General features: G+C 69.0%; 17 protein-coding genes. 12 read left to right on the plus strand and 5 right to left on the minus strand.

Annotation, left to right across the window (positions count from 1 at the left end; translation table 11 throughout):
• Positions 1-67 precede the first annotated feature (67 nt).
• Positions 68-3886, plus strand: coding sequence for a LamG-like jellyroll fold domain-containing protein (locus ACVOK1_RS08995; protein WP_481561806.1), 3819 nt, complete (start codon positions 68-70; stop codon positions 3884-3886).
• 52 nt (positions 3887-3938) lie between these two features.
• On the opposite strand, the gene ACVOK1_RS09000 is transcribed toward ACVOK1_RS08995, so the two are convergent.
• The 4 genes from ACVOK1_RS09000 to ACVOK1_RS09015 all read right to left on the minus strand — a co-directional run bounded on the left by ACVOK1_RS09000 (position 3939) and on the right by ACVOK1_RS09015 (position 8146).
• The gene (locus ACVOK1_RS09000) at positions 3939-4526 is read right to left on the minus strand and encodes a cysteine dioxygenase family protein (protein WP_481561807.1); all 588 of its coding nucleotides are present in this window, start codon (positions 4524-4526) and stop codon (positions 3939-3941) included.
• 119 nt (positions 4527-4645) lie between these two features.
• On the minus strand, positions 4646-5503 hold the full coding sequence (locus ACVOK1_RS09005) for a rhamnogalacturonan acetylesterase (protein WP_200751314.1): 858 nt from the start codon (positions 5501-5503) through the stop codon (positions 4646-4648).
• 1 nt (position 5504) lies between these two features.
• A complete protein-coding gene (locus ACVOK1_RS09010; protein ID WP_481561808.1) occupies positions 5505-7130 on the minus strand; it encodes a carboxylesterase/lipase family protein in 1626 nt (541 codons plus the stop codon).
• Positions 7127-8146, minus strand: a complete 1020-nt coding sequence (locus tag ACVOK1_RS09015) for an alpha/beta hydrolase (RefSeq protein ID WP_481561825.1) — start codon at positions 8144-8146, stop codon at positions 7127-7129. Before ACVOK1_RS09015 ends, ACVOK1_RS09010 begins: the two co-directional genes overlap by 4 nt.
• Before the next feature lie 174 nt (positions 8147-8320).
• Between ACVOK1_RS09015 and ACVOK1_RS09020 the strand changes: the two genes are divergently transcribed.
• From ACVOK1_RS09020 to ACVOK1_RS09065, 10 genes are all read left to right on the plus strand, one after another.
• Entirely contained in the window at positions 8321-9148 is an 828-nt protein-coding gene (locus ACVOK1_RS09020; protein WP_108767191.1) for a 2-keto-4-pentenoate hydratase, read from the plus strand.
• A gap of 40 nt (positions 9149-9188) precedes the next feature.
• Positions 9189-10190, plus strand: coding sequence for a TRAP transporter substrate-binding protein (locus tag ACVOK1_RS09025; RefSeq protein WP_200751316.1), 1002 nt, complete (start codon positions 9189-9191; stop codon positions 10188-10190).
• Between the two features lie 10 nt (positions 10191-10200).
• Complete coding sequence (locus ACVOK1_RS09030; protein ID WP_164072981.1) at positions 10201-10731, plus strand: TRAP transporter small permease; 531 nt, start codon at positions 10201-10203, stop codon at positions 10729-10731.
• A 3-nt stretch (positions 10732-10734) separates the two neighbouring features.
• On the plus strand, positions 10735-12018 hold the full coding sequence (locus ACVOK1_RS09035) for a TRAP transporter large permease (RefSeq protein WP_108767194.1): 1284 nt from the start codon (positions 10735-10737) through the stop codon (positions 12016-12018).
• Entirely contained in the window at positions 12015-13163 is a 1149-nt protein-coding gene (gene pelA / locus ACVOK1_RS09040) for a pectate lyase (RefSeq protein WP_481561809.1), read from the plus strand. The genes ACVOK1_RS09035 and pelA overlap by 4 nt, the downstream gene beginning before the upstream one ends.
• Before the next feature lie 34 nt (positions 13164-13197).
• Entirely contained in the window at positions 13198-14790 is a 1593-nt protein-coding gene (locus ACVOK1_RS09045; RefSeq protein ID WP_481561810.1) for a family 43 glycosylhydrolase, read from the plus strand.
• A gap of 38 nt (positions 14791-14828) precedes the next feature.
• On the plus strand, positions 14829-15887 hold the full coding sequence (locus ACVOK1_RS09050; protein ID WP_481561811.1) for a LacI family DNA-binding transcriptional regulator: 1059 nt from the start codon (positions 14829-14831) through the stop codon (positions 15885-15887).
• Positions 15888-16136: 249 nt separating this feature from the next.
• Positions 16137-16985, plus strand: a complete 849-nt coding sequence (gene kduI / locus ACVOK1_RS09055; RefSeq protein ID WP_481561813.1) for a 5-dehydro-4-deoxy-D-glucuronate isomerase — start codon at positions 16137-16139, stop codon at positions 16983-16985.
• An 80-nt stretch (positions 16986-17065) separates the two neighbouring features.
• On the plus strand, positions 17066-17821 hold the full coding sequence (kduD, locus tag ACVOK1_RS09060) for a 2-dehydro-3-deoxy-D-gluconate 5-dehydrogenase KduD (RefSeq protein ID WP_108745609.1): 756 nt from the start codon (positions 17066-17068) through the stop codon (positions 17819-17821).
• A gap of 103 nt (positions 17822-17924) precedes the next feature.
• Positions 17925-19022 carry a GDSL-type esterase/lipase family protein gene (locus ACVOK1_RS09065; RefSeq protein WP_481561814.1) on the plus strand — a complete coding sequence of 366 codons (1098 nt, stop codon included), beginning with the start codon at positions 17925-17927 and terminating at the stop codon, positions 19020-19022.
• A 46-nt stretch (positions 19023-19068) separates the two neighbouring features.
• Here ACVOK1_RS09065 and ACVOK1_RS09070 read toward each other — a convergent pair whose 3' ends face one another.
• Positions 19069-19737 (minus strand): DMP19 family protein, encoded by a 669-nt coding sequence (locus ACVOK1_RS09070; RefSeq protein WP_481561815.1) that lies wholly within the window; start codon positions 19735-19737, stop codon positions 19069-19071.
• Positions 19738-19872: 135 nt separating this feature from the next.
• On the opposite strand from ACVOK1_RS09070, the gene ACVOK1_RS09075 reads away from it, so the two are divergent.
• Complete coding sequence (locus tag ACVOK1_RS09075; protein ID WP_481561816.1) at positions 19873-21075, plus strand: Fic family protein; 1203 nt, start codon at positions 19873-19875, stop codon at positions 21073-21075.
• Positions 21076-21077: the final 2 nt, after the last annotated feature.

The following is a 21077-nucleotide window of genomic DNA, read 5'->3' on the forward strand; positions in this document are numbered from 1 at the left end:
CCTGCCCCGCCGTACCGCACCGCCGCCATGCCGCTGCACCGTCGAATGCTGCTGAAAGGAAGGTTCCATGCACCGTACCGCTTCTGTCCTGCCCCGCCCGCGCCGTCGCCTGCTGGTGGCCGCGCTGTCGCTGGCCACCGCGCTGCCCGCGCTGGCCGCACCGTCGCCGACGCTGCTGTTCCACGTCGACGCCAACCAGGGACTGACTGCCGTGACGGCGCAGGGCGAAGCGGTGCCGAACTTCCGCGACAAGGCGGCGGTGGTCGATGACGGGGCACGCGGCAAGGCCATCCAGTGGGAGGACGATGGCGTGCTGGCCTGGGATGCACCGGGCAACATCCAGGCCCAGCGCGGCACCCTGGCCTTCGACTGGCGCCCGCGCTACGCGGTGGGCGAAGCGCCGTTCGTGATCTTCCGCGTCGGCTATGCCGACCACAGCAGCTGGGACATGGCCTGGCTGCGCATCGACTGGAACGGGCACGGCTTCGATGCCTTCGTCACCGATGCCAACCTCGCACGCAGCCGCGTGTCGTTCCGCATGGATACGCCGCCGCGGCCGGAGCAGTGGCTGCACCTGGCCTTCGCCTGGGACGAGGACCAGGGCGTGCGCCTGTTCGTCGATGGCCGCGAAGTGGCGCGTGCACAGGCGACCGGTGACTACGATGCTGCGCTGGACCAGCTGGGGCTGGCCGGGCGGGTGATGGCGCCCTACCAGGTGCAGAGCCGCTACAACTTCCTGCGTGGCAGCGATTTCCAGCACATCCGCGTGTACGACCGCATGCTCGACGCCCCCGCCGTGCAGGCACTGGCGGGTGGCAAGGCGCCGGCCAGCGCGGTGGCGCCGGCCAGCGACGAGCGCGCGTGGCGCCATCGCTTCGGCTGGGAAGGCGCGGCACCGCCGGCACTGGCGTCGGCCGGTACGCGCATCCGCAAGATCGAGTTCGCCGATACGCGCGACCACAAGGCGTGGATGTGGAAGGCTACCGACGGCATCGCGGAAACCACCTGGCCGGGCGTCTACAACCGCTCGCGCCTGCCCGGCCGCAACGACTACTTCCAGCTGCCGGACTGGAACACCTACGTGGAAAGCGGCCAGCACCTGGACCTGACCCTGCCGGCCGGCGAGACGGTGAACCGCATGGAGATCCGCGGTGCGGCCTTCGGCAGCCTGGCGCATGGGCCCGATGCCGAGCATGCCACCGAGGTGCTGGCCACGCGGCCGCGCGGCGTGGTGCGCAGCGTGCAGGACATTCCCGCGCAGCAGGGCGGCGTGCTGCGTTTCAGCAACGTCGAACAGGAAACCCCGATCCAGGAAGTCTGGGCCTACAACGTGAGCGAGGGCGCCGAGCCGGAAGGCACGGTCAAGCAGACCTACGTGATCGACAGCCAGGCCCTGCCCGACTACACCAACCTCGATGCGCTGCGGCACTACATCGATGGCCGCTTCCCGGCCGCCGAGCGCAGCACGGTGATGGCCCTGCCCAAGGGCGCAGGCTCGCGCCGCCGTGGTGCCGACAGCCTGCCGACGCGGCCGCGGCCGATCGTGCACGTGCTGATTCCCTCGGGCGTCGGTGACGCGCCGGCCAACCAGCCGTTGATCCGCAGCTGGGCCTACAGCTGGGAAAACATGCATGACGGCCTGGACGGCGTGGCCATCGACCTTCCCGCGCTGGACCTGCCGGCTACCCACGACGGACTGATTCCGCTGAACCTCCGCATCAAGGATCCGATCTGGCCGGCGCGCGACATGATCGATGTTTCGGTGTCTGTGCAGCCGGGGCAGAAGCGCACGCTGTGGCTGGACCTGCGCGACCGCATCCTCACCCCCGACAGCCTGTGGCTGAGCATCGCCTCGGCCGCGCCGGGCTTCGATGCCGCCGCGCTGGACGGCGCGCAGATCCGCCTGGTGTTCAAGCCGCGCGCCGAAGCGCTGAAGGAACACGTGGCCGACCGCTTCAACCAGGTGCGCGACAACTGGGGCTTCCTGGTCGAGGAACACACCACTTCCAAGCGCCAGCGCCTGTATGCGCGCGTGTACGCCGACCTCAGCGACCTGCTGCGGGTGGACCCGGACCACGAGCTCGGCCGCCTGTACTGGAACTACATCAGCTACAACAGCCAGGGCCGCCCGCCCTACACCGCACCGGCCGTGCCCAAGGGCGTGCCGGCGTGGGCGTTCAACCAGGTGCAGGACCTGGCCCAGGTACGCCAGTTCGTCGACTGGTGGATCGACGAGCGGCAGGTGGCTTACGGCGATTTCGGCGGCGGCATCTCCGATGATTCCGACCTGACCCAGCAGTGGCCCGGCCTGGCGCTGATGGGCGTGCAGCCGGATCGGCTGAACGCCTCGCTGACCGCGCTGTCCGATGCGGTGTACCGCAATGGCATGTTCAGCAATGGCCTGAGCACCATCGAGACCGACGAACTGCATTCCTACGAGGAAGGCATCAACACCAACAGCGCCATGCTCTACCTCAACTGGGGCGACCCATTGACCCTGGAGCGCCTGATGGAAACGGTCAAGGCCTTCGACGAGCGCATCATCCTGCGCAACCCGCAGGGCAACCTGTTGTTCTCCAGCAACTGGTTCGGTGGCAACAAGGTCTACCGCGAGCCGAACTGGCAGTGGCAGAAGCCTTATTCCTTCCCGGTGCTGCACCCGGCGTTCCTGCTCGGCCAGTACAACGCCGACCCGACCGGCCGCAAGCTGGTGATCGGCCTGGCCGATGGCTACCTGGCCCACGCCGGCACCGACGAGAAGGGCCGCTTCACCCTGCCCAACGAGATCAACTGGGCCACCGGTGCCACCCGTGGCGGCGAGTTGAACAACGGCTCCGGCGGCGGCGACACCATGCATACGTTCTGGGCCGCGTGGCGCTGGACCGGCGATGCGAAGTACCTGCAGGCGCTGGACTACCGCGTGGCCCGGGGCGGGCCGGGCGCGCTGGCCAACCTCGGCGAGAACTACGTCGACGTCCTGGGCCGGCAGCAGGACTGGTATCCGAAGCTTACCGCCGAGGCCGATGCCGGCAAGACCGGCTTCGCCAGCCTGATGGCCTGGCAGGCCAGCGGCGATACGAAGTACATCGACGCGCTGCACGCCGACGGCCTGCAGGCCAAGGTGCAGCGCGCCTACATGAACACCGAGGGCCACTGGTGGTCCGACCGCGTGGAAGCGCCCAGCGAGTTCCTGCAGCGCGCGCGCCTGGGCGGCATCGCGCTGAAGCGCAACCAGAGCTGGCCCGGCCACACGGTCAGCTGGCGCTTCGACCGCGACGGAGCCGCCGAGCAGGTTGCCCTGCTGGTGCACGCGCCGTCGCGCGAACGCTTCACCGTGACCAGCCATAACCTGGGCACGCGCACCATCGCCGCCGACATGACCGGCTGGAACGTGGCGAGCGGCACCTGGCGCGTGCGCAGCGGCGTGGACGCCGATGGTGATGGCCGCATCGACGGCACCGCCGCCGAACGCAGCGTGCAGCTGGAAACCAGCGCCTCGGTGCCGATGCAGTTCCGCCCGGGCCGCACCGAGGTGTTCGAGTTCGAGCGGATCAGTGCCGGCACGCCGGTGGAGACCCGCGCGGACCTGGGCATTGGCCGTGGCGATGTGCGGGTGGATGGCCGCCAGGTGCACGTGACCGTGCACAGCCTGGGCCATGCCGGCAGCGGCGTGGGCGTGGCGGTGCTGGAGGATGCGCGTGGCCGCGAGATCGCCCGCACCGAGGTGCCGGCCATGGCCGCACCGGTGGATCTGCAGCCGAAGACGGTGGTGGTGTCGCTGCCGCTGCCAGCGGGTGACCGCAGTGCCCTGCGGGTGCGCGTGGCGCTGGCCGATGGCGGCGAGGAAGTGACCCGGTTGAACAACGTGGCCGACGTGCCGCGTTGATGGGAGGCGGCGCCGCCGGGCATGGCCCGGCGCTGCCTGGGGCGTGGCGCGGTCAGGCCGCGTCGGTCTCCATCATCTTCACCCGGCGCTGGTACCAGCCATCGTCGAGTGGATCGAACACGGCGCTGCGTTCCATCACCCCCTGGTACACATGCACCGACACTGCCACGTCGGTATCGCTGGCGTTGCGCAGCGTGTGGTACTCGTGCGGCGGGATCAGGCTGCCGGCGCTGCCGCGGTAGCCGTACAGGGCTTCCTGCGCGGCGAAGCGGTGGCGGTCGCCCTGCCGTTCCAGCAGCGCATACGGGGTGACAATCAGCTCGCCCTGCCAGACGCCTTCCACGCACCACATCGCATCGTGGTCGTGCAGCGGCGTGCCCTGCCCCGGGCCCCAGCACATGGCGATGACGCTGTAGCCCAGGGTGGGGCTGCGGTGCAGTTCGCGGCGTGCGTAGTGGCGGTCCACCGGGCGGCGCACGCACGGCGGCAGTTCGATGAGCGGATCGATGATGGCCTCGCGCAGCACCTTCTGCAGGGCGTGGGTGATCAGCGCCGGATCCGCCAGGCAGACCGCGCCGTCGATGGCCGCCAGCAGGCGATCCCGGCCCGTGAACGGCAGTGGTGTGAACGTCGCTCCCATGTCGGCCAGTCTAGGCGAGCCGGGTTAACAGAATGTTTTCAGACCTTCATCTTTTCTAGATAATGCGAATTGCGACAACTTTAAGCGCAATTGGACGCAATTAAGCGATATTGCCGCCATCATGGCAGCAGCAGTGCGCGCAGCTCCGGCACTTCGCGCGCCAGTTCCGTGGCCACCAGGGTAGCGAACACCCGCGCGCCCTCGTCGCCCAGATGGGTGTAATCGAAGGCCTGCTTGGCCTGCCCCATCGGTTCCAGCGCGGCGTTCTGCACCGAAGCTGGCGCGCCGGCCAGGGCCGGGCTGGCGCCGACCGTGCTGCCGCCCAGGGCGCTGGCCACCTGCGCCTGCGTGGCGGGTGCCTGCGCAAGCCGCATCGCCGCTACCGGCCCCAGCGCCTGCACCAGGGCGCGGCTGCGGCCATGCAGGTCGACCAGCGGCACCTGCAGTTCGCGCGCCACCGCACGCACGCTGTCGGCCCACGGTGCCAGGTCGTCCACCAGCACACCATCGGCGAACTGGCGTCGGGTCAGGGGGGTCAGCAGCACCGGTTTGGCGCCGGCCGCGCGTACCTGCTGCACATAGCGGCGCAGGTTGTCGGGGAACTCATGCTGCAGGTCGGTCGAGCGCCCCGGCTTGCCAGGCTGGTCGTTGTGGCCGAACTGGATCAGCACCCAGGTGGCGGCGTAGCCCGGCGTGCGCATCTCCGCCTCGACCAGCGCCCACGAACCCTCGGCGCGATAGTTGTAGGTGCTGCGGCCACCGCGCGCCAGGTTCAGGCAGGCGGCGAACGAGGTCACGTGGTCGGCGCAGAAGGCCGGGCCCCAGCCGCCCTGCACGGCGGTGGTGGAATCGCCGACCAGCACGATCTTGCTGGCGCGGATCGGCGTGGGTGCCGGGCGGTCGCTGATCGACGGGTCGACCGCGGCGTGGGCCGCGCCGGCCACGGCCAGGGCAAACAGGACAGGCAGCAGGCGCATCTCAGGCAGTACCTCGTTGCAGGAAGGGGACGCGCTGGTAGAGCTCGCGCTCGCCACCGCGCGGGTCATCGGCGCCGCGGCTGCGCACGTCGAACAGCATCGTGCGCCGCTGCGGCAGGGTGTACGGGGCCCAGTCCGCCAGCCCGGCGTGGTTGGGGTCGCCATGGCGGGCGAAGGCGATCAGCGCGTCGCTCATGGTCGCCGCCAGTGCACATGCGTCTTCGCCACCGCCGGTGCGCGCCGTGGGCAGGCCGGCGTTGTCGAACACCAGCGGAATATCCAGGGTGTGGAAGGCGCGCAGGCGCCCCTCTTCCACCGGCGAGGGCCAGTCGAGCTGGTAGGACCAGGTCGGCGCCGCCGTGGCCGGCTGCCGCGCACGCGCTTCCAGCTCCTCCACCGCGCCACGCCAGGAGCGCCCGGCGGTGGTGGCGGCGAAGAACACCTCCGACGCCGTGTAGTGCGGGTACAGGCGGCGATAGTGCTCGATCACCACCGACGGCAGCAGATCGACGAACTGCTGTTTTTCCAGCTGCGCCGGCAGGGTGTTCCAGTCCAGCCCGAAGCTGCCCGGGTCGTTGCCGAGGAAGGCGCGGGTTTCATCGTGGGTGTTGCCGATCACCATCGGGATGGCGGCCGACTGTGCCGGTGCCTGTGGCCAGAATGGATGCACCGGCAGCACCACCTCGTCCAGCACCGGCCCGAAGTACAGCGCGGTGTCCTCCACCCGCGACGGATCGCGGGCGCGGGTGGCTGCAAGCAGGTCGGCCGCTGGCAGGCGCAGCAGCGCGGCCAGGTCCGGCGCGTGCACCGCCTCCATCGCCACCGCCGCGCGCTGGGCGGCCGCGCGTGGGCCGGCGGCGGTGACCTGCTGGCCGCTCATCGTCCACGCCCGCTGGAACAGGCCGCATGCGGCCGGCATCGCCATCAGCGTGGCGATCTTGGCGCCGCCGCCGGACTGGCCGAACACGGTGATGTTGCCCGGGTCGCCGCCGAAGGTCGTGGCGTGCTCGCGCACCCACTGCAGCGCCTGCACCAGGTCCAGCTGGCCGGCATTGCCGGACGCGGCGTAGCGGGGGTCGCCCAGCGCGCCCAGGTACAGGTAGCCGAAGGTGTTCAGGCGATGGTTGAGGGTGACCACCACCACGTCGCCGCGCCGGCACAGCGCGCTGCCGTCGTACAGCGGGTCGCTGCCGGAGCCGTTGTTGAAGCCGCCGCCATGGATGTAGACCAGCACCGGCCGCCGCGCGCGCGCATCCAGCGCCGGCGTCCACACGTTGAGGAACAGGCAGTCCTCGCTGCCGGGGCCTTCGGCGCCCCCCTGCGCTGCCGCCGCGCCGTACTCCAGCGCGTCGGCGATGCCGCGCCAGGCCGCTTCGGGCCGCGGCGGCTGGAAGCGGTAGGCGGCCGTGTCCGCGCCGTAGCGCAGGCCGCGGAACACCAGTACGCCCTGTTCGCGCTGGCCGCGCACGCGCCCGCCACGCACCCGTGCCAGCACCTGGGTGTCATCGCGCGGGCCGGGTGCCGCCAGCGCGGCCGGCAGTGCCGCCACGGTGGCCGTGGCCAGTGCCCAGCGCGCGCTGTCGCGCAGGAAACGGCGGCGCTGCACATCGTTCGGCGCGGTGTTCATCGGCCCCCCCGGGGTCGGATCCCCTCGCCAGAGGAGAGGGGCTCTGACCCCACCCCCGTCTCACCCGCAGCTGCCAGCCACGCCTCCGCCAGCAGCGGCCACACCGCCAGTGTCGACCCCGCCGGCACGCGCATCCCGAAACCATGGCCACCGTGGGCGAACAGGTGCAGCTCGTGCTCGACCCCGGCGTCGGCCAGCGCCGCAGCCATCAGCTCGCTGTTGTGCACGCTCACCACGCGGTCGTCGTTGGCGTGGATCAGCAGGGTCGGCGGCATGTCCGCGCGCACCTGCTGCTGCATCGAGTACTGGGCGGCCAGCGCCGCATCGGGGTGCTCGCCGAGCAGGCGCCCGCGCGAGCCGCTGTGCGCATGCGCGCCCATGTCGATGACCGGATACACCAGCACCGCGCGGGCCGGGCGCGCGCTCAGCCGGTCGATGGCATCGCGTGCCGGGTACACCGCGGTATCGAAGCCGGTGGCCAGCCGCGCGGCGACGTGGCCGCCTGCGGAAAAGCCCATCACCGAGACGCTGCCGGCATCCAGACCGCGCCGCGCGGCCTGCCCGCGCACCACCCGCAGCGCGCGCTGCGCATCGGCCAGCGCGGCCTGGCGGTCGCGGCCGGGCTGCGGCAGGCGGTAGCGCAGCACGAACAGGGTGTAGCCGGCGCGGTCCACCCATTCCGGCACCAGCGCACTGTCTTCCTTGTCGATCACCACGCGCTGGTAGCCGCCGCCGGGGATGACCAGCAGCGCGCGCCCGTTCGGCCGTGCCGGTGCATGCACCAGCAGGTAGGGCGCATCGACCTGGTCGACGTAGCGGTCGGGGTGCGCCGGGTCGATGCTGCGCTCGACCACCCGCGCCGGCCGCGCCGGGCCCTGCTCGCCGGGAACCTGGCCGTCCGGCCACAGGGCGATCCGCTCGCCAGCCAGCTCCTGGCCGCGGCGTTCGTTGTCGCGCGGCGGCGCGGCGGTGGAGGTCAACGGCAGGGCCAGCAACAGCCCGCACAACAACAGCACGACAGGACGCAGACGCATGGCAGGCAACGGCTCCGGCAGGACGGGGACAGGGTGTCTGGTGCATCCGGTGGCAGCACGTGATGCGCTGCGGCTTGCACGATGACACCGGTTTACCATATACACCTCCTGCAGACGCTGTCGATGGGCAGTGCAACAAACACAGGGAGACCGTTCTTGAGCAACGAACACGGCACACATGGGCAGACGCCGCCGCCGGACGATGCGGCCGCGATCGCCCAGGCCTTCACCACCGCCCGCCGCGCCGGGCAGTCATTGGCCGCATTCCCGGGCACCATCCCGGACACCCTGGTGGGTGCCTACCAGGTGCAGGACCTGGCCATCGCCGCCTGGGATGACCGCGTGGTCGGCTGGAAAGTGGGCTACATCGCCGCCGAGCGCCGTGATGTCTCCGCGGATGACCGCCTGCTGGGCCCGGTTTTCTCTCGTCAACTGAAAAATGCTACCGGTGGAACAACGGACATTCCGGTGTTCGTCGGCGGCTTTGCTGCGGTCGAAGCGGAGTACGTGCTGGAGCTGTTGGAGGACGCTCCGGCCGGACAACTGCACTGGTCGCCGGAACAGGCTGAAGCCCTGCCCGCGCGCCTGTACATCGGCGTGGAAGTGGCCAGCAGCCCGCTGGCCACCATCAACGAACTCGGCCCGCGCGTGGTGGTGTCCGATTTCGGCAACAACAACGGCCTGGTGCTGGGGCCGGAGATCGTCGACTGGACCGCACGCGACGAAACCTCGCTGCGTGCCGAGACGCTGATCGAAGGCGAAGTGGTCGGCACCGGTGGTGCGACGCGCCTGCCGGGTGGCCTGCGCGCCGCCTATGCGTTCGCGCTGTCCCGTTCGGCGCTGCGTGGCCGGCCGCTGCGCAAGGGCGACCTGATCGCCACCGGCAACGCCACCGGCATCCATGACATCACCGCCGGGCAGACCGCGCTGGTGCGTTTCGCCGGCTTCGGCGACATTGCCTGCCGGGCCGTGCCAGCGGGATGACCGCCGGCCAGCCCTGGTGAACACGCGCGGGAGGGCGCAGATGATCACACGACGTAATTTCCTGGCCGGTGGCGCTGCAGCCCTGGCCACGCCGATGCTCGCGGCCTGTGGCCGCGGGCCGGCCGCTGGCGTGGACGGCGGCACCCTGCTGACCGCCACCGACGTGCACGTGGCCGACTACCCCACCGTCACCGCGGTGAAGTGGATCGGCGAGACGCTGGAACGCGAGACCAACGGCCGCCTGCGGCTGCGCCAGTACCACTCGGGCCAGCTTGGCCGCGAGTCGGAAGCGATCGACATGGCCCGCTTCGGTGCCATCGACATCACCCGCGTCTACGCCGGTGCGCTGAACAACGCCTTCCCGCTGACCCAGGCGCTGTGCCTGCCCTACGTGTTCAAGTCGGTGGCGCACCAGCGCGCCGCACTGGACGACGGCGTGGCCGAGGCCGTGCTGCGCGGTTTCGAAAGCCGCGACCTGGTCGGCCTGGCGATCTACGATTCCGGCGCGCGCTGCTTCTACAACACCAAGCATCCGATCGTTTCGCCGAAGGACCTGCATGGCCTGAAGCTGCGCGTGGCCTCCTCGGACATCTTCATCCAGCTGATGCGCCTGCTCGGTGCCAACCCCACGCCGATGTCGCTGGGCGACACGTTCTCGGGCATGGAAACGCACATGATCGATGGTGCCGAGAACAACATGCGCAGCTTCCACTCCAGCCGTCATTTCGAGGCCGCGCACTACTGGTCGCAGAGCGATCACTCCTACGCGCCGGACGTGCTGCTGATGTCGCGCGCCAGCTTCGAACGCCTTTCGCCGGATGACCGCCAGCTGCTGCTGCACACCGCGCGTGCTTCGGTGGGCGTGATGCGCGAACAGTGGGATGCATCGGAAAGCATTGCACGCCGCGCGGTGCTCGACTTCGGGGTGAAAGCCAATGAAGTGGACATGCCCGCCTTCCGCGCCGCGGCCCAGCCGCTGCTGAAGGAGTACCTGCAACAGCCGGACATTGCCGCGCTGGTCGACCGCATCCGCGCTGCCTGAGGAACCTGCCATGACCGAGACCTTGCCGCCCGCCGCCGGGCCGGGACAGCGCCTGCTGGACCGCATCGCCGACATCGCCATCTACTGTGCCGTCGCCGCCCTCCTCGGGCTGGTGGTGGTGCAGGGCTGGCAGGTGTTCGCCCGCTACGTCATCAACGATTCGCCCAGCTGGACCGAGCCGGTCACCCTGCTGCTGCTGGCCACGGCGATGAGCCTGGGTGCGGCCTGTGGCGTGCACACCAACCGCCACTTCGGCTTCTTCCTGCTGCACGCCTACATGGGCCCCGGCCTGCGCCGCGCGGTGGACGTGCTGGTGCAGCTGGTGGTGGCGGTGCTGGGCGGCTTCATCGCCTTCTGGTCGGCCGACCTGCTGCTGGACGGGATGGACATCAAGACCGCCGGCGCCAACCTGCCGCAGAGCATCAACTACCTGCCGCTGGCGGTGGGTGGTGCGCTGATGGTGCTGTTCGCACTCAACCGTGCGTGGAAAGCGCTGCAGGCCAGCGACGCTGGCAGCGACGACGCTGAAGGAGATCGTTGACCCATGGGCATCACCATCCTGTTCGCCGTATTCGCCGTGCTGCTGCTGCTCGGCGTGCCGGTGGCCTACGCACTGGCCGCGGCCGCGCTGGCCACCCTGCTCTATCTGGACATCCCCAGCATCGTGCTGGTGCAGCAGATCTCGGCCGGCACCGGCTCGGCCTCGCTGATCGCCATTCCATTGTTCATCTTCGCCGGCGAGATCATGATGCGCGGCGGCATCTCCGAGCGCCTGATCGCACTGGCGTCCTCGCTGGTCGGCCGCATGCGCGGTGGCCTCGGCCAGGTGTCGATCCTGTCGTCGCTGTTCTTCGGCGGCGTGTCCGGCTCGGCCATCGCCGATGTCTCGGCGGTCGGCGGCACGATGATCCCGCAGATGGTCAAGCGCGGCTATGACCGCGATTTCGCGGTGAACGTCAGCATCACCGCCGCGCTGGTGGCGCTGCTGGTGCCGCCTTCGCACAACCTGATCCTGTTCTCGGCCGCGGCAGGTGGTGGCCTGTCCATCGCCGACCTGTTCGCTGCGGGCATCGTGCCGGCACTGTTGATGACCGTCGCCCTGATGCTGACCGGCTACGCCGTGGCACGCCGCCGCGGCTATGGCGTGGAAATCTTCCCGGGCTGGCGCGCGGTGCTGCTGCGCGTGATCTCCGCCCTGCCCGGCCTGGGCCTGGTGGCGCTGATCTTCGTCGGTATCCGTGCCGGCATCTTCACCGCCGTGGAGAGCGCGGCCATCGCCGTGGTCTACGCCCTGCTGGTGACCACCGTGCTGTACCGGCAGCTGCGCTGGCGCGAGTTCTTCGACACGGTCATCCATGCTGCGCGCAGCACCGGCGTCATCCTGTTCGTCATCGCCACCGCTGCGGTATTCGGCTGGCTGCTGGCCTACCTGCAGGTGCCGACCGCTGCGGTGGACTTCCTGCAGTCGTTCGCGCACAGCCAGTTCATGGTGCTGCTGATGATCGTGGTGATGCTGCTGCTGCTGGGCACCTTCATGGACCTGGCGCCGATGATCCTGATCTGCACGCCGATCTTCCTGCCGGTGGCCAAGGCCTATGGCATCGATCCGATCCACTTCGGCCTGGTGCTGGTACTGACCGGTGGCCTCGGCCTGGTGACGCCGCCAGTGGGCTCGGTGCTGTTCATCGGTACGTCGATCGGCAAGATCACTGTCGGCCAGAGCATGCGCACCATCTGGCCGTTCTGGTTCGCCGCGCTGGCGGTGCTGCTGATCGTCACCTTCTTCCCGCAGCTGTCGCTGTGGCTGCCGGCCGCGTTGCGCGCATGATCCGGCGCCGCGCGCTGCCGCTGCTGCTGGGTGTGGGCATGGCCGCCACGGCGGCCCATGCCGCGCCGCCGGCGGCAACGCCTGCCATCCCGGTGGGCAGCTTCAACGACGGGGTGAACCACTGGCGCAGCGGCCATGCGGACCCTTACGCACGGCTGGATCCAGAGCAGTACCGGGAGATCGCCGACAACCTGCTGTTGCTGCAACGCCGCTCCGGGGGCTGGCCGGTCAACCAGGACCCGCTGCGGGTGCTGGACGCCGCCGCGCGCGAGGCGGCCCGCGCGGCCCAGGATGAGGCCGGCGGCAGCTTCGACAACCGCACCACCTACACCCAGGTCGATTACCTCGCCGAAGCCTTCGCCCGCAGCAACGACCGCCGCTATCGCGACGCCGCACTGCGCGGTCTGGACTTCATCCTCGACCAGCAGATCCGCAGTTGTGGCGGCTGGCCACATTCGGTGCCGGCGCGCACCGATTACCACGACCGCATCACCTTCGCCGATGACGTCACCAGCGGCGTGCTGACCACCCTGCGCCAGGTGCAGGACGCACCGCGCTTCGCTTTCGTCGACGCCGCGCGCCGCGCGCGGGTGGCCGCGGCGGTGCAGCGCGGCGATGCCTGCCTGCTGCGCCTGCAGGTACGCCAGCACGGCCAGCCGACGCTCTGGGCCGGCCAGTACGATGCCACCACGCTGCAGCCGGCGCCCGGACGCAGATTCGAACTGGCCGCGCTGGTGACCGACGAAAGCGTGGGCGTGGTGCGCTACCTGATGTCCATCCCCGATCCGTCGCCGCAGACGGTGCAGGCCATCGAGGGCGCGCTGGCGTGGTTCCAGGCCAACGCCCTGCACGGCCTGCGCCTGCAGACCGTCGACGCACCGCCCGAACAGTTCGCCCACCACCGCAGCACCGTGGATCGCCGCCTGCTGGCCGACCCGGCCGCACCGCTGCTGTGGGGCCGTTTCCACGACCTGGCCGACAACAGCGTGGTGCTGGCCAACCGCCAGGGCGAACGCCTGCAGACCTATGAACAGGTCGGCCGCGAGCGCCGCACCGGCTACCACTGGTATGGCACCTGGCCGCAGGCCCTGCTCGACCGCGACGCGCCGGCCTGGCGTGCCCGCATTGGGCGCCCTGCCCCCTAACTTTGACACTGCACCCGCACCACGGAGGAACCCGATGCTGTCGCGCACCGCTCTGAAGTCCCTGCTTGCCGCCACCCTGCTGCTGGCCGTGCCCGCCCTCGCGCAGACGCAGGCGCAGGCACCCGCCACGTCGTGGAAGCGTGGCATCGAGAACCAGCGCCAAGCCGACCTCGGCGACGGCACCTTCCTCAACCCGGTGTTCGCCGGTGACCGCCCCGATCCGTCGGTGCTGAAGGACGGCCAGGACTACTACCTCACCCTGTCCTCGTTCGACGCCTACCCCGGCCTGCCGATCTGGCATTCGCGCGACCTGGTGAACTGGCAGCCGCTGGGCCATGCGATCACGAAGAACGTGGGCGCGATCTGGGCGCCGGACATCGTCAAGCACGAGGGCCGCTACTACATCTATTTCCCGGCCCGCACCGGCGACAGCCGCAGCAACTTCGTGGTCTGGGCCGACAGCATCAAGGGTCCGTGGAGCGAGCCGATCGACATCGGCCTGGGCGGCTACATCGACCCCGGCCATGCCGTGGGCGAGGACGGCAAGCGCTACCTGTTCCTCAGCGGCGGCGACTACGTGCAGCTGGCCGACGACGGCCTGAGCGTGGTCGGCACGCCGAAGCACGTCTACGACGGCTGGAAATACCCGGAAAGCTGGGACGTGGAGGCCTACGCCCAGGAAGGCCCGAAGCTCCACTTCCGCGATGGCTGGTACTACATGACCACCGCCGTGGGCGGCACTGCCGGCCCGCCCACCGGGCACATGGTGATCACCGCGCGCTCGCGCTCGATCCATGGGCCGTGGGTGAACGCACCCAACAACCCGATCATGCGCACCCAGTCGGCCGCCGAACCCTGGTGGTCGCGCGGCCATGCCACGGTGATCGAAGGCACCGACGGGCGCTGGTGGATGATGTACCACGGCTACGAGAACGGGTACTGGACGCTGGGCCGGCAGGCCCTGCTGGAACCGATCGAGTGGACCGACGATGGCTGGTTCGTGGCCAAGGGCGGCGACCTGGGCCAGCCCCTGCGCAAGCCTTCCGGGGAATCGGTGGGCCGCCATGGCATGGCCCTGTCCGATGACTTCCGCGGCAAGGCGCTTGGCCCGCAGTGGTCGTTCTTCAGCCCGGCCCAGGACGAGTACCGGCGGCTGGGCTTCAGCGGCCAGGGCCTGGTGCTGCAGGGCAAGGGCCAGACCCCGCGCGACAGCTCGCCGCTGACCGCCATCGCCGGCGACAAGGCCTACCAGTTCGAGGTGGAGATGGACATCGCCCCGGGTGCGGTGGGCGGCGCCCTGCTGTTCTACAGCGACCGCCTGTACGTGGGCGTGGGCAGCAACGGCGAGAAGTTCATCATGCACCGCTACGGCGAAGAGCGCCCCACCCGCTTGGCGGCCAGCACAAAGGGCGGCAAGCTGTGGCTGCGGGTGACCAACAACCGCCACATCGTCACCATCCACTCCAGCACCGACGGCCAGCGCTGGCAGAAGTACCCGGTTCAGATGGAAGTGTCCGGTTACCATCACAATGTGGCGGGCAAGTTCCTGGCACTGAAACCGGCGCTGTATGCGGCCGGCGACGGTGCGGTAACCTTCCGCAGCTTCCGCTATCGCGCGCTGGACTGAGCGCGCGCTGGAATCCCCAGACTTACCGGGTTCACTACATGTCAGTGCGCAACAAGAACGATGCCGCCACGCCGGCATTGGCGAAGGGCAAGGCCGCCACGATCAACGACATCGCGCGACTGTCGGGAGTATCGAAGAAAACGGTTTCACGGATCATCAACAACTCGCCCCTGGTGCGCAAGGACACGCGCGACAAGGTCGAGGCGCTGATGCGCGAGGTCGGCTACACGCCTGATCCGCTGGCCCGTGGCCTGGCCTTCCGCCGCTCCTTCCTGATCGGCATGGTCTACGACAACCCGACCGCCCAGTACATCGTGGACATGCAGTACGGCGCGCTGGACGCGCTGCGCGGTTCCAGCTTCGAACTGGTCGTGCACCCCTGCGACAGCCGCAGCCCGGGCTACATCGACGGCGTGCGCCGCTTCGTGCAGCAGCAGAAGCTGCACGGGGTGATCCTGGTGCCGCGTGCCTCCGAAGACCAGGCGCTGGCCGACATGCTGGAGGAGATCGGCTGCCGCTTCACCCGCGTGGCCGCGCTGCCGCTGGATGAAACCTCGCAGATGGTGGTCACCCACGACCGCGATGGTGCCGCCGAAGCGGCTGATTACCTGCTTTCGCTGGGCCACCGCGAGATCGCCCTGGTGACCGGCCCCAGCGCCTACCGTTCGGCGCACGAACGCACCGCCGGCTTCATCGACGCGCTGGCCCAGCGCGGCATCGAGCTGCCGAAGGACCGCATCATCGAGGCGGGTTACACCTTCGAATCGGGCGTGGCCGCCGCCGAGAAGCTGCTGCTGGGCAAGCGCCGGCCGACCGCCATCTTCACCGGCAACGATGAAATGGCCGCCGGCATCTACAAGGTGGCGCTGCGTGCGGGCATCAACATCCCGCGCCAGCTGTCCATCGTCGGCTACGACGACAGCCCGCTGGCCTCGCGCCTGTGGCCGTCGCTGACCTCGGTGCGCCGCCATACCCGCGACACCGGCCGCACCGCCGCGGCGATGCTGATCCAGCCCGACAGCCAGGCCGCGCTGCAGATCGCCAGCGTGCGCCCGCACCTGATCGTCCGCGACTCCTGCCAGCCGCCGGAGGATTGAGGCCGCAGGCCTCAATCCGGTAGGTCACGACCGTTGGTCGTGACACATCCAGGCATCAGTCCGGTAGGTCGGTGGGTCACGACCGTTGGTCGTGACACTTCGCCTGCCTGCCCCCCAACCACCTCACCCCACCCGGCCAGCCCCGCTATCGTGCGGCGCAAAATGACACCGGTTACCAACGTCGCTAGAATCGACCACGAACCGCGCCGGGGCCGAACCCTTCGGCCCGCCCCCTGCTCTGGAGAAGCCATGTACTGCAAGACCCACTACGCCACCCATCCCGACGCCATCAAGGGCGCCAGCAACGACCAGCTGCGCGAGCTGTACCTGCTCGACGGCCTGTTCAATGCCGGCCAGGTGACCCTGAAGTACACCCACTACGAGCGCTTCGTGCTCGGCGGCGCGGCCCCGGTCGATGCCCCGCTGGCCCTGCCGGCGCAGACCGAGCCGGCCTCGGCCGCCGGCCATCCGTTCCTGGAGCGCCGCGAACTGGGCGTGATCAACGTCGGCACCGGCACCGGTACGGTCACCGTCGACGGCACCGTCTACACGCTGGGGCCGAAGGACGGCCTGTACGTGGCAATGGGCAGCAAGGACGTCGTGTTCGCTTCGCAGGACGCCGCCAACCCGGCACAGTTCTACCTGGCCTCGACCCCGGCCCATGCGCGCTTTGAAACCAAGCAGCTGTCGATCAAGGATGCGGTGGCGCTGGACCGCGGCGCGCTGGAAACCAGCAACGAGCGCACCATCTACCAGTACATCGTGCCGGCCACCTGCCAGTCCTCGCAGCTGCTGCTGGGCCTGACCGTGCTCAAGCCGGGCAGCGTCTGGAACACCATGCCGCCGCACCTGCACGACCGCCGCAGCGAGGTCTATTTCTACTTCGACCTGGGTGCCAACGACCGCGTCTACCATTTCATGGGCGAACCGGACGCGCAGCGCCACATCGTCATGCAGAACAACGAAGCGGTGGTGTCGCCGCCGTGGTCGATCCACATGGGTGCCGGTACCAGCAACTACGCCTTCATCTGGGCGATGGGCGGCGAGAACCTGGATTACACCGACATGCACGTGCTGGACATCTGCCAGCTCAAGTAAGCCCTGCCCGGCCGCCGCGCACCGCGTGCCGGCGGCCGTCGCCGCATCCCCGCTCGCCTCTACCAAGGAACGCATACGCAATGGCTAATCCCTTCAGCCTGGAAGGCAAGGTCGCTCTGGTAACCGGTGGTAATACCGGCCTGGGCCAGGGCATCGCCGTGGCACTGGCCGCCGCTGGCGCCGACGTCGCCGTGGCCGGCATCGCCCCGCCCACCGAAACCATCGAAAAGATCACCGCGCTGGGCCGCCGCTGCCTGGCCATCGAAGCCAACCTGATCAGCATCGAGCCGGTGGCGCGCGTGGTACGCGAAACCATCGAAGGCCTGGGTGGGCTGGACATCCTGGTCAACAACGCCGGCCTGATCCGCCGCGCCGATGCGGTGGATTTCAGCGAGCAGGACTGGGACGACGTGATGAACGTCAACATCAAGTCTGCGTTCTTCATCTCGCAGGCCGCCGGCCGCCACTTCATCGAACAGGGCCACGGCAAGATCATCAACATCGCCTCGATGCTGTCGTTCCAGGGCGGCGTCCGCGTGCCGTCGTACACCGCCAGCAAGAGCGGCATCGCCGGCATCACCCGTCTGCTGGCCAACGAGTGGGCGGGCAAGGGCGTGAACATCAATGCCATCGCGCCGGGGTACATGGCCACCGACAACACGGCCGCCCTGCGTGCCGATGCGGACCGCAACAAGGCGATTCTCGAGCGCATTCCGGCAGGCCGCTGGGGCAACCCGGAAGACCTGGCCGGTGCGGCGGTGTTCCTGGCGTCGTCGGCATCGGATTACATCAACGGTGCCGTGCTGCCGGTCGATGGTGGCTGGTTGGCGCGCTGAGGCGCACGTGTCTGCGTAGTGCCGGCCGCTGACCGGCATCAAGGCGATGCGTCCATCGTTCATGAGGTTGCCGGCCAGCGGCCGACACTACCGGGGGCCCGCGATGCGAAGGCTGTTGCTGCTGTTGCTGCTCTCGTGCACCACCGCGCAGGCGGCGGCGGTGCGGCTGTTCATCGCGGGCGATTCCACCGCCGCCGAGTACGGGCCGGAGCGTGCACCGCAGGCGGGCTGGGGCCAGGCGCTGCAGAGCTACCTGGACCCGACGCGTTTCGAGGTACACAACCACGCCAGGGGCGGGCGCAGCACGCGCAGCTTCATCGACGAAGGGCGCCTGGAGGCGATCGCCAGCGAGCTGCGCCGCGGCGACGTGTTGTTGATCCAGTTCGGCCACAACGATGCGAAGTTCGAAGACCGCACGCGTTATACCGATCCGGACACCGACTACCCGCGTTTGCTGATGCGCTATGTGCAGGTGGCGCGCGACAAGGGTGCCACGCCTGTGCTGGTCACGCCGGTGGCGCGGCTGTTGTACGACTTCGGATCACTGCTGGATACGCACGCGCGCTACACGCTGGCAATGCAGCAGCTGGCGGCGCGCGAGCACGTCGCGCTGATCGAGTTCAACGACCGCAGCACGCGCTGGATCCGTGCGCTGGGCGAGCAGGGTGCGCGGCCGTACTTCCTGTTCGTGCCCGAGCAGAACAAGGCCGACGGCACTCATTTCAGCGTGGCCGGTGCCAATGCGGTGGCCTGCCTGGTGCTGCGCGAGGCGGTGCCGCTGCTGCCGGCGCTGAAACCAGCGCTGGTGCGTGACATCGACTGCGATGTGATGGGCGCAGGGCAGGGCGCCGATGCGCAGCGACCCTCGCAGGTGCTGCATGAAGACACGGTTGCACGCATGCAGCCCGGCCCGCATGGCGGCGCCGGGCCGACCACCGCGTACCCGTTCTTCGCCGATGCGACGGACCTGCCGTTCGTGCTGCGCAAGCGCGTGCTGCACAAGGGCGCCGGCATCGGCCTGCACCCGCAGCACAAGGACGAGATCTATTACATCGTGAGCGGGCAGGGCAGCTACGTGCTGGATGGCAAGCAGCACGACGTGCGCGCGGGCCACGCGCTGCTGACCCGCACAGGCAGCACGCACGCGCTGCAGCAGGTGGGGGAGGAGGATCTGGTGGTGTTGCTGGCGTACCCGCGTTGAACCGTAGAGTCGAGCTTGCTCGAATGCTCCTTATCCTGGCAAAGCGTCAGTCGAGCAAGCTCGACTCTACCGGCTCCGGGCCGAAGTGCTTCAGCCCCAACCGTGCCAGGTCTTCCGGCCGCTCGAAATAGGCTTCGTCGAAGGCGTGCAGGGCGGCCTGCTCATCCTCGGTCATCGCGCCGTACAGGTCGTGCAGCTGTTTGATCGCCGGGTCGTCCTCCAGCCGGTCCAGCAGCCCGCGCATGCCGGCCAGGATCGCGTGGGTCTGCACCGCGCCCATCGCCTGCAGCGCACGCAGCGCCAGCTGGCAGGTCGGATCGCCCCAGTTGCACAGGAACTGCATGAAGCCGCCGTTGTTGATGTCCGCTTCCATGCGCCACAGCGCCACCAGCTGCTGGTCTTCGTCGGACAGCGCATCCAGCGTCCACGCGGCCGCCTTCAGGCGCGCCAGCGCGGCCTCGTAGCGGTCATCCCACACCTGGTTGGGGATATCGACCACGCCTGCCTCGCGCGGCGGCAGCAGGGCGGGCCAGTTCACGCCCAGGCCGTTGGCGGTGGCAACCCAGTGCGCGCGCTGTTCGGCCGTGGCTTCGAATAGCGCGGGCGCCCAGCGCAGCGGCTGGCGGGTGCGGCGGCCATCGGCCAGGGTCAGCAGGATGAAGTCGTCGTTGAAGGCGACGTCGGTTACGCGCAGGCCGGCAAATTCTTCAGTCATGCCGTGCAGGATAGCGGCGCTGCCAGCCTACCCGGAAACTTCAAAACACCCGAACGCTTTTGAAGTTTAGTTGCATAAACTTCAAAAGCATGGGAGACTTTTGAAGGATAGGGGTGATCCCAGCGGAGATTACCGATGCGTCGCGCAGACATTGCAGGGCCGTTGCAGGCCTACCTCGTTCCCGTGGAAGGTCGGCCCAATCTGCTGGCCATGACGCCTCCTCCGACGCCTCGTCGGTTGCCTGAAGGGCATACGGGCTCGCGGCAGCGCCTCATCGCTGCAAATGCATCGCTGGACCGTCTGGATCAGGCGATGCGGCAATGGCCAGCCCCTGACATGGTGACCCGGACGCTCGCGCGACGCGAAGCCGTCCAGAGCTCCCAGATCGAGGGTACCCAGACCAACCTGGACGAACTGCTGGTGTTTGAGGTCACGCTCGGCCTGGATGGTCTGCCTGCCGATGTCGTGGTGACCGAGCGCTACGTGCAGGCACTGCAAGAGGGCCTTGATGCCGTGCGTGCCAGCGGTCGCGAGGCGCTCGATCTCGCACTGGTCAATCAGCTCCACGCGGTGTTGATGCAGGATGCCCCGGACGATTTTCCCAAGGGACGGTACCGCCAGGAGCAGGCCACCATCGGTCCGCTGGGGGGACGACCCGAGGATGCCCGTTTCATTCCTTCGCCGCCCGACCGCATCGACGCAGCGATGCGTGAACTCGAGCGCGCCATGTTGAAGTACGAGCCCGCCGAGGAAGAGCAGTTCGAACTCAACATCATCGCGCAGCTCGCGATTGCCCACGCCCAGTTTGAAACCATCCATCCCTACAAGGACGGCAATGGGCGCACGGGAAGGCTGCTGCTGCCGTTGATCCTCGCCGCCGAAGGCCACCCGCCGCTCTATCTGTCAGGCGCCTTGTTACGCAACAAAAGCGCCTACTACGACGCGCTCAACCAGGTCCAGCTTCGCGGTGAGTGGGGGCCATGGATGGATATGCTGTGCCAGGCCGTGGTCGAGTCTGCGCACGATGCGATTTCCATCGCCGATGACATGTCACGGCTCACTGCAGCATGGGAGATTGAACTTCAAGGCTATCGCCGCGACTCGGTGGCGCGCAGGCTTCCGCCCCTGCTGATTGGCCACCCGGTGGTGACGGCAGGCCAGGTGGCTGCCTTGCTGGGGGTCTCTGATCGCTCAGCCCTGACAGGGATCTACGCGCTTGAGGCAGAAGGCATCCTCGTCCCCGGTAGTGATCGCCGCTGGGGGCGCACCTATCACGCGCACGCGGTCCTGCAACGGCTCAATCAGCTCCCAACGGCACTTCCTGAGCGCCTGCGCTGAGC

The sequence above is a fragment of the Stenotrophomonas sp. STEN087 genome (assembly GCF_056759115.1).

What these genes read in the sequence shown, in the direction of transcription:
- kduI (WP_481561813.1), top strand. Translation starts at nt 16,137, where the DNA reads ATGTACTGCAAGACCCACTACGCCACCCATCCCGACGCCATCAAGGGC.
- ACVOK1_RS09010 (WP_481561808.1), bottom strand. Translation starts at nt 7,130, where the DNA reads ATGAACACCGCGCCGAACGATGTGCAGCGCCGCCGTTTCCTGCGCGAC.
- pelA (WP_481561809.1), top strand. Translation starts at nt 12,015, where the DNA reads ATGATCCGGCGCCGCGCGCTGCCGCTGCTGCTGGGTGTGGGCATGGCC.
- ACVOK1_RS09045 (WP_481561810.1), top strand. Translation starts at nt 13,198, where the DNA reads ATGCTGTCGCGCACCGCTCTGAAGTCCCTGCTTGCCGCCACCCTGCTG.
- ACVOK1_RS09075 (WP_481561816.1), top strand. Translation starts at nt 19,873, where the DNA reads ATGCGTCGCGCAGACATTGCAGGGCCGTTGCAGGCCTACCTCGTTCCC.
- ACVOK1_RS09065 (WP_481561814.1), top strand. Translation starts at nt 17,925, where the DNA reads ATGCGAAGGCTGTTGCTGCTGTTGCTGCTCTCGTGCACCACCGCGCAG.
- ACVOK1_RS09050 (WP_481561811.1), top strand. Translation starts at nt 14,829, where the DNA reads ATGTCAGTGCGCAACAAGAACGATGCCGCCACGCCGGCATTGGCGAAG.
- kduD (WP_108745609.1), top strand. Translation starts at nt 17,066, where the DNA reads ATGGCTAATCCCTTCAGCCTGGAAGGCAAGGTCGCTCTGGTAACCGGT.
- ACVOK1_RS09030 (WP_164072981.1), top strand. Translation starts at nt 10,201, where the DNA reads ATGACCGAGACCTTGCCGCCCGCCGCCGGGCCGGGACAGCGCCTGCTG.
- ACVOK1_RS09035 (WP_108767194.1), top strand. Translation starts at nt 10,735, where the DNA reads ATGGGCATCACCATCCTGTTCGCCGTATTCGCCGTGCTGCTGCTGCTC.
- ACVOK1_RS08995 (WP_481561806.1), top strand. Translation starts at nt 68, where the DNA reads ATGCACCGTACCGCTTCTGTCCTGCCCCGCCCGCGCCGTCGCCTGCTG.
- ACVOK1_RS09025 (WP_200751316.1), top strand. Translation starts at nt 9,189, where the DNA reads ATGATCACACGACGTAATTTCCTGGCCGGTGGCGCTGCAGCCCTGGCC.
- ACVOK1_RS09000 (WP_481561807.1), bottom strand. Translation starts at nt 4,526, where the DNA reads ATGGGAGCGACGTTCACACCACTGCCGTTCACGGGCCGGGATCGCCTG.
- ACVOK1_RS09005 (WP_200751314.1), bottom strand. Translation starts at nt 5,503, where the DNA reads ATGCGCCTGCTGCCTGTCCTGTTTGCCCTGGCCGTGGCCGGCGCGGCC.
- ACVOK1_RS09070 (WP_481561815.1), bottom strand. Translation starts at nt 19,737, where the DNA reads ATGACTGAAGAATTTGCCGGCCTGCGCGTAACCGACGTCGCCTTCAAC.